13 protein-coding genes and 5 tRNA genes are annotated in these 15,085 nt (G+C 56.4%); 7 read left to right on the top strand and 11 right to left on the bottom strand.

Translation table 11 applies throughout. From position 1 onward, the window contains the following. Positions 1-12 precede the first annotated feature (12 nt). Positions 13-579, top strand: a complete 567-nt coding sequence (epsC, locus tag L9H78_RS01990; RefSeq protein ID WP_249620337.1) for a serine O-acetyltransferase EpsC — start codon at positions 13-15, stop codon at positions 577-579. Positions 580-847: 268 nt separating this feature from the next. On the opposite strand, the gene L9H78_RS01985 is transcribed toward epsC, so the two are convergent. The 3 genes from L9H78_RS01985 to L9H78_RS01975 all read right to left on the bottom strand — a co-directional run bounded on the left by L9H78_RS01985 (position 848) and on the right by L9H78_RS01975 (position 1,833). Then, entirely contained in the window at positions 848-1,141 is a 294-nt protein-coding gene (locus tag L9H78_RS01985) for a GNAT family N-acetyltransferase (RefSeq protein WP_249620336.1), read from the bottom strand. Positions 1,142-1,632: 491 nt separating this feature from the next. After that, positions 1,633-1,705: transfer RNA gene (locus L9H78_RS01980), tRNA-Phe, on the bottom strand. Positions 1,706-1,759: 54 nt separating this feature from the next. Continuing rightward, a tRNA-Asp gene (locus tag L9H78_RS01975) sits at positions 1,760-1,833 on the bottom strand. Positions 1,834-1,980: 147 nt separating this feature from the next. On the opposite strand from L9H78_RS01975, the gene L9H78_RS01970 reads away from it, so the two are divergent. Continuing rightward, entirely contained in the window at positions 1,981-2,895 is a 915-nt protein-coding gene (locus L9H78_RS01970) for an SDR family NAD(P)-dependent oxidoreductase (protein WP_249620335.1), read from the top strand. A gap of 117 nt (positions 2,896-3,012) precedes the next feature. Here the strand turns inward: L9H78_RS01970 and L9H78_RS01965 are convergent. Next, positions 3,013-3,089: transfer RNA gene (locus L9H78_RS01965), tRNA-Asp, on the bottom strand. Between the two features lie 32 nt (positions 3,090-3,121). Then, positions 3,122-3,194: transfer RNA gene (locus tag L9H78_RS01960), tRNA-Glu, on the bottom strand. A 140-nt stretch (positions 3,195-3,334) separates the two neighbouring features. Between L9H78_RS01960 and L9H78_RS01955 the strand changes: the two genes are divergently transcribed. Next, positions 3,335-3,733: a metal-sensitive transcriptional regulator gene (locus L9H78_RS01955; protein ID WP_249620334.1), complete on the top strand. Its 399-nt coding sequence runs from the start codon at positions 3,335-3,337 to the stop codon at positions 3,731-3,733. On the opposite strand, the gene L9H78_RS01950 is transcribed toward L9H78_RS01955, so the two are convergent. After that, positions 3,734-5,251 carry a DUF4185 domain-containing protein gene (locus tag L9H78_RS01950; RefSeq protein WP_249620333.1) on the bottom strand — a complete coding sequence of 506 codons (1,518 nt, stop codon included), beginning with the start codon at positions 5,249-5,251 and terminating at the stop codon, positions 3,734-3,736. A 152-nt stretch (positions 5,252-5,403) separates the two neighbouring features. On the opposite strand from L9H78_RS01950, the gene L9H78_RS01945 reads away from it, so the two are divergent. Together L9H78_RS01945 and L9H78_RS01940 are read left to right on the top strand one after the other, a co-directional pair. Next, on the top strand, positions 5,404-5,682 hold the full coding sequence (locus tag L9H78_RS01945) for a heavy-metal-associated domain-containing protein (RefSeq protein WP_249620332.1): 279 nt from the start codon (positions 5,404-5,406) through the stop codon (positions 5,680-5,682). Positions 5,683-5,709: 27 nt separating this feature from the next. Beyond that, entirely contained in the window at positions 5,710-8,031 is a 2,322-nt protein-coding gene (locus tag L9H78_RS01940; RefSeq protein WP_249620331.1) for a heavy metal translocating P-type ATPase, read from the top strand. 333 nt (positions 8,032-8,364) lie between these two features. Here the strand turns inward: L9H78_RS01940 and L9H78_RS01935 are convergent. Together L9H78_RS01935 and scpC are read right to left on the bottom strand one after the other, a co-directional pair. Continuing rightward, positions 8,365-8,437: transfer RNA gene (locus L9H78_RS01935), tRNA-Lys, on the bottom strand. Between the two features lie 147 nt (positions 8,438-8,584). Further along, on the bottom strand, positions 8,585-10,096 hold the full coding sequence (scpC, locus tag L9H78_RS01930) for a succinyl-CoA:acetate CoA-transferase ScpC (RefSeq protein ID WP_249618289.1): 1,512 nt from the start codon (positions 10,094-10,096) through the stop codon (positions 8,585-8,587). 249 nt (positions 10,097-10,345) lie between these two features. Between scpC and dusB the strand changes: the two genes are divergently transcribed. Both dusB and L9H78_RS01920 read left to right on the top strand, forming a co-directional pair. Beyond that, the gene (gene dusB, locus L9H78_RS01925; protein ID WP_249620330.1) at positions 10,346-11,494 is read left to right on the top strand and encodes a tRNA dihydrouridine synthase DusB; all 1,149 of its coding nucleotides are present in this window, start codon (positions 10,346-10,348) and stop codon (positions 11,492-11,494) included. A gap of 79 nt (positions 11,495-11,573) precedes the next feature. After that, positions 11,574-12,272 (top strand): phosphate signaling complex PhoU family protein, encoded by a 699-nt coding sequence (locus tag L9H78_RS01920; protein WP_249620329.1) that lies wholly within the window; start codon positions 11,574-11,576, stop codon positions 12,270-12,272. A gap of 104 nt (positions 12,273-12,376) precedes the next feature. On the opposite strand, the gene pstB is transcribed toward L9H78_RS01920, so the two are convergent. From pstB to pstC, 3 genes are read right to left on the bottom strand one after another with little or no spacing between them, the layout of a single operon-like run. Beyond that, a complete protein-coding gene (gene pstB, locus L9H78_RS01915) occupies positions 12,377-13,156 on the bottom strand; it encodes a phosphate ABC transporter ATP-binding protein PstB (protein WP_249620328.1) in 780 nt (259 codons plus the stop codon). A 19-nt stretch (positions 13,157-13,175) separates the two neighbouring features. Beyond that, positions 13,176-14,069: a phosphate ABC transporter permease PstA gene (gene pstA / locus L9H78_RS01910; RefSeq protein ID WP_249620327.1), complete on the bottom strand. Its 894-nt coding sequence runs from the start codon at positions 14,067-14,069 to the stop codon at positions 13,176-13,178. After that, the gene (gene pstC, locus L9H78_RS01905; protein ID WP_249620326.1) at positions 14,066-15,043 is read right to left on the bottom strand and encodes a phosphate ABC transporter permease subunit PstC; all 978 of its coding nucleotides are present in this window, start codon (positions 15,041-15,043) and stop codon (positions 14,066-14,068) included. Before pstC ends, pstA begins: the two co-directional genes overlap by 4 nt. Positions 15,044-15,085: the final 42 nt, after the last annotated feature.

Here is a 15,085-nt window from a genome sequence, read left to right as displayed (position 1 = left end):
AGGCTCTTGTCTATGTTCCAGATCGTGTCCCGCATCCGCGAAGATCTCCAGAATGCCCGCGAGCATGACCCCGCTGCGCGTGGCTCACTGGAAAATGCGCTTGTTTATTCCGGCCTGCACGCGATCTGGGCGCATCGGGTTTCCCACTGGTTGTGGCAGCGCAACTGGAAAGGGCTGGCCCGAATCTTGGCACAGCTGAATCGTTTTTTCACCGGTATTGAAATTCACCCCGGTGCAAAAATCGGTCGGCGTTTTTTCATTGACCACGGCATGGGCATCGTCATTGGCGAAACCGCCGAGATTGGCGATGGTGTGATGCTGTACCACGGTGTCACGTTAGGTGGCCAGGTGCTCACACAGACTAAACGTCACCCAACGTTGGAAGACAACGTGGTGATTGGTGCCGGAGCCAAAGTGTTGGGTCCAGTGACCATCGGGAAGAACTCTTCCGTCGGCGGCAACGCAGTAGTAACCAAAGACGTTCCCGCGGATTGCATTGCCGTGGGAATTCCTGCTGTGGCGCGTCCACGGAAGAAAGAAGAGTGCGAGAAGCTCCGCGATCCGGATTACTACATCTAAGATTTCGGGCCTCGCCACCCCGCCATGCGTAGATATTACGTGTATATGCGGTTGCGCAGCGCCTAAACCTTGCAACCCTGCATACATGATTGAAGCCCGGGTATTTGAACTAGCACCCGAAAGTTGGACTGAAGAATCAGTTTCTGACTAGTGGGAGTACTTCAAATACCCGGGCTTTTCTGCGGCCTAACCCTTATTGGACGCTGCTCAGCAGCAAGTTATGCCGCGCGGTTGGGCGCGAAGTTAACCCGCGCGGTTGGGTGCAAAGTTAATTTTCTGCGACGAGATCTTGATATTCCTCGTTTTTCTGCAGGAATTTCTCATACGCAGGGCACGTTGGAAGAATCTGCAGATCGTTGTCTCGGGCGTGGTCCAGGCTAAACTTGATCAGTGGTTTAGACAGGCCCTGGCCCCGGAATTCTTCGAAAACCTCGGTGTGGTTGAAATTTCGGACATTGCCTTCGTCTTGGTAATCAGCAAACCCTGCCAATTTTCCGTCGACGGTTATTTCAAAACGGGATTCTGCAGTGTTATTGGTGATTTGCTGGTTATGTGCAGTCATAAACTATCTCCTTGGATCAAATAGTTTCCGTGGACCTTGTGATTCTTAAAACGGAAGCACTATGAGCTCTAGTATGCCAGGATTCCTCTACCGAAGATGGACAAAACGGTGTACAAGATGATGGGAAAACCTGGATAAAACGGTGGGAAAACGTGGGAAACGAGCATACACGGTGAGGGCGTGACAAATGCAGGGTTATGCAACAAACCCCAGGAGTCCTATCTAATGTGCCATTTTTACAAATAGGGTCGCTAAAAGAGGCCTTTTTCGTTCACTATTTGTAAAAATGGCACAAAATTCCGACTCCCCGACACGGGGTAACAACCCCAGACACACCTTTGTCGTTTAACCCTCGTTTAACCCCTTTTTGTCTTATATCCCCATATCCCCACTTTTGTCGCATAACCCAGAAACGAGCTTGCACAGTGAGTGCGTGACAAATGCACAAAACCCGCCGGCATGTTTGTGCAAACATTCTGACGGGCTAAATGTGGCCAGAAGCGGGATCGAACCGCTGACCTTCCACTTTTCAGGCGGATGCTCTACCAACTGAGCTATCTGGCCAAGGAAAACAATCTTAGGATTTACGTTTCCGTAAACACTCAGCATTTTCCTGAGCGACCCTGACGGGACTTGAACCCGCGACCTCCGCCGTGACAGGGCGGCGCGCTAACCAACTGCGCCACAGGGCCTTATTAACTTTGTGTGACTCCGAATCCTGACTGTTCAGTCTCCGTTGCGCACGATGGTTAAGACTACCTTTTCCTTATACACCTGAGCAAATCCGCACTACAAGTGGCATAAAACCGGCATATTAGAACCACCGCTAGACTCATCTTATGCCTACCGAAAATCCTGCACCACACGGTTCTACACACCATAACTCGGCGCGCTACGGCTCTGCACCAAACAACCCTGCACCAAACAGCCCTGCACCGCGCACCATCGTGATCACCGGAGCATCAGATGGAATCGGCGCCGCGGCCGCACGCACGCTACACAATACTCGCTCGGAAGACCGACTCGTCATCGTCGGGCGTAGTCCAGAAAAGACACGCAACGTCGCCAATCCCTTAGGTGCAGAGCATTTCACCGCTGATTTTTCTTCCCTCACCGAAGTTCGGGAGCTTGCCGACGAACTCAACCAGCTAGATCATATCCACGCCTTGGCCAATAATGCCGGTGGGATTTTTGACGGGCCCGTAACCACAGCTGATGGTTTTGAACGCACCTGGCAGATCAACGTCGTCGCCCCTTTCCTGCTGACTTCCCTTTTGCAGGATAAACTCCGCGCCGACGATGCCACCGTCGTTCAAACCGCTTCAGTGGCACATTTGCTGATGTCTTATTTCCGGCCAGACGATCCGAACACTTTCCAACACTTCAGCTCGTCCCGCGCTTACGGTAACGCGAAACTCGGCGATATCTTGCTCACGCGCTATCTCGACTCGCACGGACTAACTGCGGTGTCTTTTCACCCTGGAGCACTAGCAACGTCGTTTGCGCAGACTTCATCCGGCGTAATCTCTCGGGTGTATTCCAGCGTTTTGGCGAAAGCCCTCAGCGCACCCTCTGTGGGCGGCGATAACCTGGCTTTTTATTTGGCTGGAACTCCAGGTATTCATTTTGAATCCGGTGAGTATTACAACGAGAGGCGCCGCCCAGGCAGGCAACGACCGATCACGAAAAACCTGGGGGTAGCTCGCCGTATTTTCGACGATTTAAGTGACAAGCTGGGCGTCTCTTGGGCCTAAGCATGAATCTGAGCTTGAATACGGGCTCGGACATAAGCTCGAACATATGCTTGCTTGCAAGTTGTTAAAGAAAAAATCTCGAGGCACCGTTTTCCAACGATGACTCGAGATTCTGTTTGGCGACCCTGACGGGACTTGAACCCGCGACCTCCGCCGTGACAGGGCGGCGCGCTAACCAACTGCGCCACAGGGCCTTAGTGTAAAAGAGATTAAGAAAAGCTCTTTGTACCCCCAACGGGATTCGAACCCGTGCCGCTGCCGTGAAAGGGCAGTGTCCTAGGCCGCTAGACGATGGGGGCTAGCGTGTTCAACACCTTGTTTCCTTGGTGTCGGCGACTTGCTAAACATTAATACACTTCTTAGCATTTGACAAAACAGCAGGAAAACAGCCGTTTTTTACCGTTTGTATGCATTAGTTATCTGCCAGTATTCTACGGTTATGAGCGCCGCGGATACTCCACAAAAACTCACCAAGACACTCGCCAAGACAATGGGCATACAAAACGCGCAACAGCCACCCGAGCACGCTGACGACCCGTGCCCATGCACCCACCACGAACACGGGTACAGCGCAGACAAATCCCGCTACTTGTCCCGCTTACGCCGCATCGAAGGGCAAACCCGCGGCATCCAGCGCATGATCGACGAAGACCAGTACTGCATCGACATCATCACGCAAATCTCCGCGATCACCTCAGCCCTAGAAAATATTTCTCTGGACCTACTCAATGATCACATTCATTCCTGCGTGGCCGATGCCGCGACCCAATCTGGGCCACAGGCAGAAGCCACGTTGGACGAGGCCATGAAGGCCATTCGCAAGATTGTGAAGAGTTAACTAATCCAGCAGCGCGGCAGCTTCGGCGTCGTCAAGCTCAACGATCTTGGTGTTCACATCAGGCGTTAGTTGCGGTACCGCGTTGTCATCTGGAGCTACCTCGGTGACATCTGGAGCTACCTCGGTGACATCCAGAACTTCAGCATCAAACGGCACGGCATCGGGGCTTGGTACCGGCGCTGAACGCAACGCACGCGGCTGAACTGTCTCGGTGCCCGCAATGCCGAAGAATTTGTCGAGGCCGCGCACGTTGAACTGCGTGGAGTTATAACGTGAATTGTCAGAGGTGTTCCATTGCGAGATCACCAAATCAAGGTTGTCCAGGGTTGAACCCGGGGTGATGTAGCCGCCATAAGGTTGCGAGAAATTATTCGGCCCCTGCGGCTGATCCCATGGCCCGTTGCGCACGATGGTCGCTACCGGCACGCGGTTCCAGTCCGTGGCCAGCTCGCGGGAAATCCGGACTTCTACAGCCAAGGTTTCTTCGTTAAACATCGCCAGCACCCAGTGGCCTTGGATATAGCGCAGCGACATCTCTCCGGCCTGCACCGGCTCGCTGAGCACAGGGTGCAAGACGCTTGTCGACGCAGACTCCCACTGCCCTGTGCGCGGGTTGTAGTGCTGCCAGGCCCGCGGATTCGCTAGGTCGCGGGGCTGCATGCGGCTGAGGTAGACGTCGTGCTTACGGCCAAATTTCGTCGATACCTGATAAACCCAGCCATCCGGGCCTTGTTCCCAAGACAACAGCTGCAGCAATCCGCCTTTATAGCCACCGTCGATCGTGCCGACAGATTGCCACGTCGCGCCCTGATCGAGCGACTTCCACACCTGCGTGTGCGTGACATTGCCAAAGGGTTTGTTCCACATGCCCTGCATATACAAGGTGCCATCGAGATTGAGCAGATCCGAAGGGATCACGGTCAGGCGATTTTCGCCGTGCGAATACTTCACCAGCTGTTGGACTTTCGGCCCGTCGTTCAGTGGCTCCAGGATCTCGATGCGCCCGTCGTGGGTTTTCTGGGCCACAACACCAACCGGGCTGAGCCACTCACCTTCGCCGAAGCGTTGACCACGGAAGGAATCACCGAAAACCACCGCAAATTTCTTGCCCGGGGTAATTTCGCGCATGATTCCCAGATCACCGGAATAGAAACCAGCGGCATCAGACTTGCCGACGCCCAGCAGGTCGCCCAGCATGGTGACGTTGAAATCTTGTCGGGGCGCACCAGGTTGGCTAGGGTACCCGGGCTGGCCGGGCTGGCCGGGCGCACCAGGTTGTTGTCCCGGCCGCTCTGGTTGCGGCGCTGGCTTGGGCGCAGGGCGGCTGCCCTGGTTGTTGCCGCTATTTCCGCTACTTCCGTTCGAGGAGCCGAACGCGGGCAAGGATGATTGCGCATGAGCAGCAACTGGGTATGCACTAACCCCGACCCCAAGGCCGAAGCTCAGGCCCAGCGCAAGAATTAGCGTCGCTGGGCGCTTGTGAATTGAGGTCCGCGGTGCGCGGCATGATTCTGACATACATAGAAATCTAGACCACCACACACCCTTGTCGTATACCCCCTAGGGGTATAAACTGGGGTCGGTAAGACAATCCGCAAAAGATCTGCCTACCAAAAACATGCATATTCACGATTAGGCACACATATTCACCATCAGAAAGGAACCTACTTATGTCCAACCCCAGCACCACTTTCCGCGTCACCGGAATGACCTGCGCGCATTGCGAAAACGCCGTGCACGAGGAAGTCTCCCAAGTCCCTGGCGTAGCCGGACTAACAGTTAGCGCACAAGAAGGCACCCTCACCGTCTTCTACAACGACACCGCTAATAACAGCACCGCTGATAACAACAACTCCGACAACAACTCCGCCGAAGCCGAAAACCAAGCCAGCGACGAAGACATCATCGCAGCCGTCGACGAAGCTGGTTACACCGCCGAACGCGCCTAACCCACCAGATAAAGGAGCGTTTTTACAATGCCCACCCCAAGGTCAACCTTCTCACCCCTTCCAGCGCCAAGCGCCGCTTCTTCCACCATTGAGCTGAATATTTCCGGGATGACGTGCGCCTCCTGTGCCGCACGCGTCGAAAAGAAGCTAAACAAGCACGACGGCGTGCATGCCGAGGTCAACTACGCCACAGAAAAAGCCACCATCACCGGCGACACGGATGCGCTGGATGCTGATGCGCTCATCGCCACCGTCGAAAAGACCGGCTATGGCGCAGAGCTCAGCCCAGAGGCCACCGCAGCAGGCACACAGGCCCCGCAGGATGCGATGGCCGAGGCCGAACTAGATTCTTTACGACGCCGACTCATCGTTTCCGCAGTACTGGCGGTACCGGTGATTGCTTTGGCGATGGTTCCGGCGTGGCAGTTTGATTACTGGGGCTGGGTATCACTGGCGTTGACTTTGCCGGTCGTAGTGTGGGCAGGATGGCCGTTCCATAGGGCTACCTGGCAGAACCTGCGACACGGCAGCGTAACCATGGATACGCTGATCTCGCTGGGAACATCGTCAGCGTTGGTGTGGTCGGTGGTCGCGCTGTTTTTTGGTTCTGCGGGCGATCCGGGTATGCGCCACGGCTTTGATTTCACAGTCTCGCGTGGCGACGGCCTGAGCCACATTTACCTCGAAGTCGCCGCTGGCGTAATCACCTTCATCCTGCTGGGTCGGTACTTCGAAAAGCGCTCGAAGCGCACCGCCGGCTCGGCTTTGCGGGCCTTACTGGATCTGGGTGCCAGTGAAGTCACCGTGCTGCGCAATGGTGCAGAGACCACCATCAACATCAATGAGCTGACCGTTGGCGATGAATTCGTCGTCCGTGATGGCGAAAAGATAGCCACCGATGGGGTGATTGTCTCCGGCCGCAGCACCATTGACACCTCGATGCTCAGTGGAGAATCCGTCCCCGTGGAAGCCGGTCCAGATGATGCCGTCGCTGGCGCCACGATCAACGTTGGTGGCGGCAAGTTGGTGGTACGAGCCACGAAGGTAGGCAAAGATACCCAGCTAGCGCAGATGGCCCAGATGGTGGAAGACGCACAATCAGGCAAGGCTTCTGCTCAACGGTTGGCCGATAAAATCTCCGGGGTTTTCGTCCCCATCGTCATTGCCGTTTCCCTGCTCACGCTCATCGCCTGGCTGCTCATCGACGGTGACTGGGCCGCCGCGTTCACCGCCGCGGTGGCCGTGCTGATCATCGCCTGCCCGTGCGCATTGGGCCTGGCCACCCCTACTGCCCTGCTGGTGGGCACTGGACGCGGCGCGCAGATGGGCGTGCTGATCAAAGGCCCAGAGGTGCTCGAGCATTCCCGTGGAATTGATCGCGTGATCCTGGATAAAACCGGCACTGTGACCACCGGCGTGATGGAACTTGCCGACGTTGTCACCGCCGAAGGCTTCGACCGCGACGAAGTGGTGCACTTGGCCGGCAGCCTGGAACACGAATCTGAGCACCCGATTGGCCGCGCAATCGCCCGGGCAGCCACAAACCAGCGAGCCGACGGCACACTGAGCGAGGTCAGCGATTTTGAGTCCATCCGCAGCGCTGGTGTGCGCGGTGTGGTGGAAGGCCGCCGGGTGGCCGTCGGCAAGCCCAGCTTGGCGGACAATGAAGACCTGGGCGCGCTGCAGCAACCGTTTCTGAGCGCGCAGACCCAAGGTCACACTGCGCTCGTGGTGCTTGTCGACGGCACCCCCGCCGCCGTGCTGCTGGTAGCCGACCAAGTCAAGACCACCAGCGCTGCAGCAATTCAGCAATTCCATGTACTTGGCATTGAAACGATGCTGCTGACCGGCGATAACCAGGCGGTGGCAGAAACCGTAGCGGCGGAAGTTGGCATCGAGCACGTGCGCGCCGAAGTTATGCCGGAAGACAAGGTCGCGGTGATCGCGGATTACCAGGATCGGGGCTATAAGGTCGCGATGGTTGGCGATGGCATTAACGATGCTCCTGCCCTAGCGCAAGCCGATTTGGGCATGGCGATGGGAACCGGCACCGATGTGGCAATGGAATCCGCCGATATCACGCTGGTGCGCGGTGATCTGCGGGCAGCCACCGACGCTATTCGCTTGTCTCGTCGCACGCTGGGCACCATCAAGGGCAATTTGTTCTGGGCTTTTGCCTACAACACCGCCGCCATTCCGTTGGCCGCTCTGGGGCTGTTGAACCCGATGCTGGCCGGTGCGGCTATGGCGCTATCGAGCGTGTTTGTGGTTAGCAACAGCCTGCGCTTGCGTGGATTCACTTCTACCGCTGGTGCCAGCGTGGGTGCTACCGCTGGTGCTACTGTGTAGCCCCCGCGAGTGCTACCTTGCGTGCAACCGCTTAGCCCATCGCCGGTGATCATGTCTATTGTGTCTTTTTTGCAAATAGGCCCGCTGAAAGTGGCCTTTTTCGTTCACTATTTGCAAAAATGCACCATCTGCCGACGCTCCGAGCAAACATATTTGGGGATGCGGAAAATCCTCCAAGATTCCGTCCGCATCCTCTTTTTGCTACTTAACCTACTTCCCCCCCCCTCTTTCACCCCAGCTTCGCTCAGAAAGATAACGACCCCCTGAACTCAAGAACAAAGAAGATACAGCAAACCCCTGGCCAATTTCTTGGCCAGGGGTTTTACCTGTTTGTGGGCCCTGCGGGGGTCGAACCCGCGACCTTCGGATTAAAAGTCCGCAGCTCTACCAACTGAGCTAAAGGCCCAACAGCTCACTATGCTAATACACACCAAACATAAATAAAAATCACGCCACCCGAATACAGAAATCACCCCAGCCAAGTGCAGAAACTGCACCAGCTGGGGTGTCAGGCTGTCACGCCAAGCTAGAAACGGTCACGTCGGGCTAGGAATTAGTCCTGCTTGCCGCGCATATCGCCGTATTCTTCGAAGTTGCGCTGGAAGTTGAAGGCAGTCTCCAGGTCAACCGGGGTGTGGACGTGCTGCTGCTTCATGGCACGATCGAAGTACGCCTGCAGCTCATCACGGTAATCCGGGTGCGCGATCGCGATCATCTTTTCGGCACGGTCACGTGGGGTCAGGCCACGCAGGTCGGCGTAGCCGTACTCGGTGATGAAGACCATGGTGTCGTGCTCGGTGTGGTCGATGTGCGAAGCGAATGGAACAATCGCAGAAATTGCGCCGCCCTTAGCCTGCGATGGGGAGATGAACGTCGAGATGTAGGCGTTACGGGTGAAGTCGCCGGAACCACCGATGCCGTTCATCACACGGGAGCCCATGACGTTGGTGGAGTTGATGTTGCCGTAAATGTCGGCCTCAATCGCACCGTTCGAGGAAATCAGGCCCATGCGGCGGATTACCTCTGGGTGGTTAGAAATCTGCTGTGGACGCAGGATGATGTGCTCGCGGTATTTTTCTGCTTGCTCGTTCATCTTCTCCGCATATTCTGGGGAAAGAGCAAACGAGGTTGCCGAGGCAACGGTCATCTTGCCGGCGTCGATCAGGTCCAGCATGCCGTCCTGGATAACCTCGGTGTAGGCGGTGATGTTTTCGAACTTGGAGTCCAGTAGACCTGCCATCACGGCGTTTGGCACGTTTCCGACGCCGGATTGCAGGATGAACTGATCGTATTCCAATCGACCTGCCTCGACTTCGCCTTCGAGGAATTTCAGGAAGTTTGCTGCAATCTTCTCAGAGATCTCATCTGGTTCGCTGAACGGCGCGTTGCGGTCCGCGGCATCGGTCTCGACGACAGCGACGACCTTTTCTTTGTCGATCTCGATGTATGGCGAACCAATGCGATCGCCGACGTTGACGATTGGAATTGGGGTGCGGTTCGGCTTGCGTGGGATCTGGTAGATGTCATGCATGCCCTCGAGGTTTTCGGACTGCCAGGAGTTAACCTCGATGATGACCTTGTCGGCGTTGTCAATCCACTCCAGGTTGTTACCAACAGCAGACGATGGCACGATCATGCCGTCTTCGGTGATCTTGGTGGCCTCAATAATGGCTACCTGGAAACGCCCGAAGAAGCCCTGCTCCACTTGCAAGCCCAGGTGGGAGAGGTGGATATCCTGGTACTTTGCCTCGCCCGCGTTGAACTGGTTACGCAGGTTTGGATCAGAGTTGTACGGGGTCCGGTAGTTAATCGCATTGGCTTCTGCCAATACGCCGTCGCACTCTGGAGCGGTGGAAGCGCCCGTGAACAGATCGATCTTGAACTCTTCGCCCTTGTCGTGGGCTGCCTTGGCTTTGTTGGCGATGGCCGTAGGCAGGGCCTTTGGGTAACCGGCACCAGTGAAACCGGACATACCGATCTTGTCGCCGTTGTTGACGTGCTCCGCAGCCTTCTCAGCGGAAGTGATCTTGTTTTTAAAGAATTCGTTAAGGATACGGTCAGCCACGTTATCTCTCCTTGTTCTGAACTTTCGTTCTGTTGCTATGCACGCCGTGCAGTCTGGTGGATACCCAGGCCAGAAAAGTGAGGCCTAGAACTCAGTTTCTGCGTAGCGCTTCTGACACCACAGTATAGCGGAGGTCACTGTGATTGTGTTCATGGTGAATACTAGTCCACCTCATATTTTTCCTACCGCCACGCTGTAGCGGATGTTTCGCGTTTGGCGGATTCCGTGTAATTAGCGACAATAGGGCCTGTGAGCTTAACAATTGGCCCCCACCGGCTTTCTTCCCCCGTCGTCCTTGCCCCCATGGCTGGGGTGACAAATGTTGCTTTCCGACGTCTCTGCCGCGAGCAAGAAGTGAGCAAAACCGGCACGGTCTCTGGTTTGTACGTGTGTGAGATGGTCACTGCTCGTGCGTTGGCAGAACGCAACGAAAAAACGTTGCACATGACAACGTTCGCACCGGAAGAGTCCCCGCGTTCGCTGCAGCTATACACAGTAGATCCGGAATGGACCTATAAAGCAGCAAAGATGATCGTCGAGCAGGATATGGCCGACCATATTGATATGAACTTCGGTTGCCCGGTTCCGAAGGTGACCAAGCGCGGTGGCGGCGCTGCCTTGCCGTACAAGCGCCGGTTGTTTAGCCAGATCGTGGCCGCTGCGGTCAAAGCCACAGAAGGCACCGATATTCCCGTAACCGTGAAATTCCGTATCGGCATTGACGACGAGCACCACACCCACTTGGATGCCGGCCGCATCGCAGTCGAAGAAGGCGCCCAGGCCGTCGCATTGCATGGCCGTACCGCCGCACAGCGTTATTCCGGCACTGCGGATTGGGAGCAAATCGCGGCTCTCAAGCAACACCTCGCACACACCGGAATTCCGGTGTTGGGTAATGGCGACATTTTCAAGGCGTCTGATGCCTCCGCCATGATGGAAGCCACTGGCTGCGACGGCGTGGTTATTGGCCGCGGGTGCCTGGGGCGGCCGTGGCTTTTCGCTGAGCTTTCCGCCCATCTGCGTGGCACGGAAATCCCAGCACCACCGACTTTGGGTGAGCTCACCGGCATCATCACGCGCCACGCGGAACTGCTCGCCGAGCACCAAGGCGAGGAGCGGGCCTGCCGGGACCTGCGTAAGCATATGGGCTGGTATTTGCGTGGTTATCCAGTTGGTGGCGAGGTCCGGGCACGCTTAGCAAAAGTATCCAGCTTGGCCGGTCTCGCCGAGGAACTCGCACCTTGGGCAGATTCTATGGCGCTTGCCGACGACGCCGACGGCGCCCGTGGCCGCCAGGGTTCGCCTTCGAAAGTGGCGCTGCCGGATGGTTGGTTGGATGATCCACAAGATGATGCCCGGGCGCTTGCTGGTGCAGAGGCGATCAATTCTGGGGGATAACCAAGAGTTTTCCCGAACTTCACGTTCTGCCAGCCGCGGGGTAATCTCGCGGCAACTTTGTGTTTTTAGTCTCGTATCTATGCGTACTGCATATCGAAACACACTAGATAATTTTGCCAATGACATCGTTGAACTAAGCAACACCGTCCACCAGGTGATGGACTTGGCTTCGCAGGCGTTGCTGGCCGAGCCAGAAGCCGCACAAGAACCCGCCACCCAGGCCGTCGCTCGCACGGAGGAGCTGGATGCGATCCGCGAGCGCAGCGAGGCCCGCGCTTTCGAGCTGCTCGCTTTGGAAGGCCCGGTCGCTTCGGAGCTACGCCAGGTGGTTTCTTCGATTTATATTGTGGAGGATTTCACACGCATGGCAGCCCTTGCCACGCACATCGCCAAAGCGGTGCTGCGCCGTTTTCCGGAGCGCGTGTTGCCGGAGTCAGTAACCGCAGATTTCGCGCAGCTATCCGAGCTTGTCGACGACATGGCGCAGCAAACCACCGCGATCCTGAAAGATCCGGGAGGCGGAATTGCTACCGCCATGAATGATGATGACGACGCCGTCGACAAGCTCAATGCCGCACTGTTGGCACTGACCACTGCCGATGATTGGGCGCATGGTTCGCGTGCGGCCGTGGATGTGGCCATGCTGGCTCGTTATTACGAGCGCTATGCCGATCACTGCGTCAACGTGTACGCGCGCATCGTCTTTTTGGCCACCGGGAAACTCCCCGAGGGCTTTTTGAGCTCGCAATTCCACCGTTCGCAGTTCGTTATCGATTAAACTTCTGCCCGCTATGCGGCAATCTTTGTCGCCTGTAGCGCAAGAAAAATAGCCGCGGTCACAATGACCGCGGCCCTACCCATATCGCTTACCGGTTCGGGGGTTTAGCCAAACCTGCCCGCAATATAGTCCTCAGTTTCTTTTTTCCCGGGGTTTTCAAAAATCGTTTTCGTGTCAGAAAATTCCACCAGGTGCCCCGGCTTCCCGGTCGCTTCCAAGGAAAAGAAACCAGTTTTATCCGACACGCGCGCCGCCTGCTGCATATTGTGAGTGACCACAACAATGGTGTAATCCCGTTTCAAATTATGAATCAGGTCTTCGACCGCCAGCGTGGAAATCGGATCCAGTGCCGAGCACGGCTCGTCCATCAGCAACACCTTTGGCTCCACAGCAATCGCCCGCGCGATACACAGACGCTGCTGCTGACCACCGGATAATCCCGCGCCGGGTTTATCCAGGCGGTCTTTGACCTCTTCCCACAAATTCGCCCCGCGCAGCGATTGCTCTGCTACCTCACGCAGGCGCTTTTTATCTTTCACCCCGGCCAGCTTCAAACCAGCGACCACGTTTTCTTCGATAGACATCGTCGGAAACGGGTTCGCCTTTTGAAACACCATGCCCACATTCATGCGCACCGCCACTGGGTCGACGTTATCAGCGTAGATATCCTGCCCATCCAGCAGAATTTTGCCGTTCACACTCGCGCCAGGAATAACCTCGTGCATGCGGTTCAGCGTGCGCAGCACAGTGGATTTGCCACAACCAGACGGCCCAATAAAAGCCGTGACCGCTTTGGCAGGGATGTTGAGGCTGACGTTTTGTACCGCGTGAAAATCACCGTAGTAAATGTTGACGTCATCCAGCACGAACTTCAGATCAGACATGAGAATTAATCACCTTTGGTTAGCGGGAGGTTTTCACAGAGAATTTGGCGGAAATCAGCCGGGCAATACCGTTGAGCGCAGCGACGAATAGCACCAGGGTCAACGCCGCGCCCCAAAGCTTCGCAGCTACCTCATCGGACGTTCCGGATTTGTACATATCCAGCATCATCAGTGGCAGTGAGGATTGCGGACCACCGAATGGATTGATATTCAACGACGAGGTAGACCCCACCAGGATCAGCACCGGGGCGGATTCGCCCATGATGCGCGCAATCGCGAGCACGATTCCGGTACCGATACCTGACATCGCAGTAGGCAATACGATGCGCACTATGGTTTTCCATTTCGGAACACCCAGCGCATACGCGGATTCACGCAGCTCCATGGGCACCACTCGCAGCATTTCTTCACAGTTGCGCACCACGATCGGGATCATCAGTAACACAAGTGACAGCGCTACGGCAGCACCAGAACGCTCGAACCCCAGGACCGTAATCCACAGGGCATAAACGAACAGCGCGGCTACGATGGATGGCACACCGGACAGAATGTCCACCATGAACGTCGTCAGGCGGGCCAATGGGCCACCCTGGGAATATTCCACCAGGTAAATCGCGGTCAAAATGCCAATGGGAATGGAAATAAGCGAAGCGATGGCCACCTGGACCAACGTGCCGACGATCGCGTGCAGCGCGCCACCTCCGATATCGTGCAAGCGGATCCCTCGCTGGGAATACTGCCACCAGCCGACATCAAAAATTGTGGGCAACCCGCGCGAGATTACTTCCCAGAGCACCCAGACCAGCGGGATCAACGCGATGACCACTGCCAGCCACACACTGGTGGTGGCGATTATGTCGGTGGTGCGGCGTTTTTGTGAAAGTCCGGCAGTTTCTAGAGTTGCTGGCGTCATGATGCACCCTTTTTCGGTTTCGGTGTCGCGGTGGATTTTGACACCACTAATGAACGTGCCGCCGCGTTAACCACGAAGGTGAGGATGAACAACACCAAACCAGCGGCGATATATGCCCCGGCGCGCAACGGATTGGAAAATTCTGGCGCGGCGTTCGCGATCAAGGTGGCAAACGTGGTGCCGCCGTCGAAAAGCGAGAAACGGAATTCTGTCAGCGGGGAGACGATCATGTACAGCGCCATTGTTTCACCCAGTGCGCGGCCGAGTCCCAGCATCGAACCTGAGATATAGCCAGAGAAACCAAATGGAAGCACCGTCATGCGCACCACCTCCCAGCGTGTGGCGCCCAACGCCAACGCTGCTTCGAGCTGGCCCGCCGGGGTTTGGTTGAAAATTTCGCGGGCGGTGGCGGCGATGATCGGCAGGATCATGATTGCGAGCACCACCGCCCCGGTAAAGATGTTGCGTCCGGTAACAAACGACGGTGAGTTCGGGTAGACGGTGAACAGGAAAACCCCGCCGGCCCAGCCGTGTAGCCAGTCATAGAAGTCTGACAAGAACGGCCCGAGCACCTGCCAGCCCCACAGGCCATACACGATCGATGGGATGGCGGCCAGCATGTCCACCAAAAACCCGAGGGGTTTGACCATCCGGGCTGGGGCGTAGCTGGAAAGGAAAATCGCGATTCCCAGTGCAATCGGCATGGCAAGTAGCAGTGCCAAAGCTGAGATCAACACCGTGGAGCCCAGAATAGAGGCAATGCCGAAGGTCATCTTTTGCGGATCGGAGGTTATCCAATCCTGCCCGTAGGTGAGGAATCCGAAGTAGCCCTCGGTATTGCGGTTGAGTGCCGGGACCGCCTGCAGGACTAAAAAGATGCCAATGGCGGCGATCATCACGGTCATCAGCAGCGCCGATGTCGACGATGCGGTGCGGAAAACCCGGTCGCCGATGCGTGTTCGTGTCTGCGACATTATCAGACGCTTTCTCGTTATTAACGCTTATTTCAGCTGCTT

Source organism: Corynebacterium pseudodiphtheriticum (assembly GCF_023509295.1).
In the GTDB taxonomy this organism is placed as follows: Bacteria; Actinomycetota; Actinomycetes; order Mycobacteriales; family Mycobacteriaceae; genus Corynebacterium; species Corynebacterium pseudodiphtheriticum.
This window is presented reverse-complemented; position numbering and strand designations above follow the sequence as displayed.

Bases quoted from the DNA above. Each gene is read 5' to 3' on its own strand.
- epsC (WP_249620337.1), top strand. From the start codon at position 13: ATGTTCCAGATCGTGTCCCGCATCCGCGAAGATCTCCAGAATGCCCGC.
- L9H78_RS01985 (WP_249620336.1), bottom strand. From the start codon at position 1,141: ATGACTGCACATAACCAGCAAATCACCAATAACACTGCAGAATCCCGT.
- L9H78_RS01970 (WP_249620335.1), top strand. From the start codon at position 1,981: ATGCCTACCGAAAATCCTGCACCACACGGTTCTACACACCATAACTCG.
- L9H78_RS01955 (WP_249620334.1), top strand. From the start codon at position 3,335: ATGAGCGCCGCGGATACTCCACAAAAACTCACCAAGACACTCGCCAAG.
- L9H78_RS01950 (WP_249620333.1), bottom strand. From the start codon at position 5,251: ATGTCAGAATCATGCCGCGCACCGCGGACCTCAATTCACAAGCGCCCA.
- L9H78_RS01945 (WP_249620332.1), top strand. From the start codon at position 5,404: ATGTCCAACCCCAGCACCACTTTCCGCGTCACCGGAATGACCTGCGCG.
- L9H78_RS01940 (WP_249620331.1), top strand. From the start codon at position 5,710: ATGCCCACCCCAAGGTCAACCTTCTCACCCCTTCCAGCGCCAAGCGCC.
- L9H78_RS01920 (WP_249620329.1), top strand. From the start codon at position 11,574: ATGCGTACTGCATATCGAAACACACTAGATAATTTTGCCAATGACATC.
- pstB (WP_249620328.1), bottom strand. From the start codon at position 13,156: ATGTCTGATCTGAAGTTCGTGCTGGATGACGTCAACATTTACTACGGT.
- pstA (WP_249620327.1), bottom strand. From the start codon at position 14,069: ATGACGCCAGCAACTCTAGAAACTGCCGGACTTTCACAAAAACGCCGC.
- pstC (WP_249620326.1), bottom strand. From the start codon at position 15,043: ATGTCGCAGACACGAACACGCATCGGCGACCGGGTTTTCCGCACCGCA.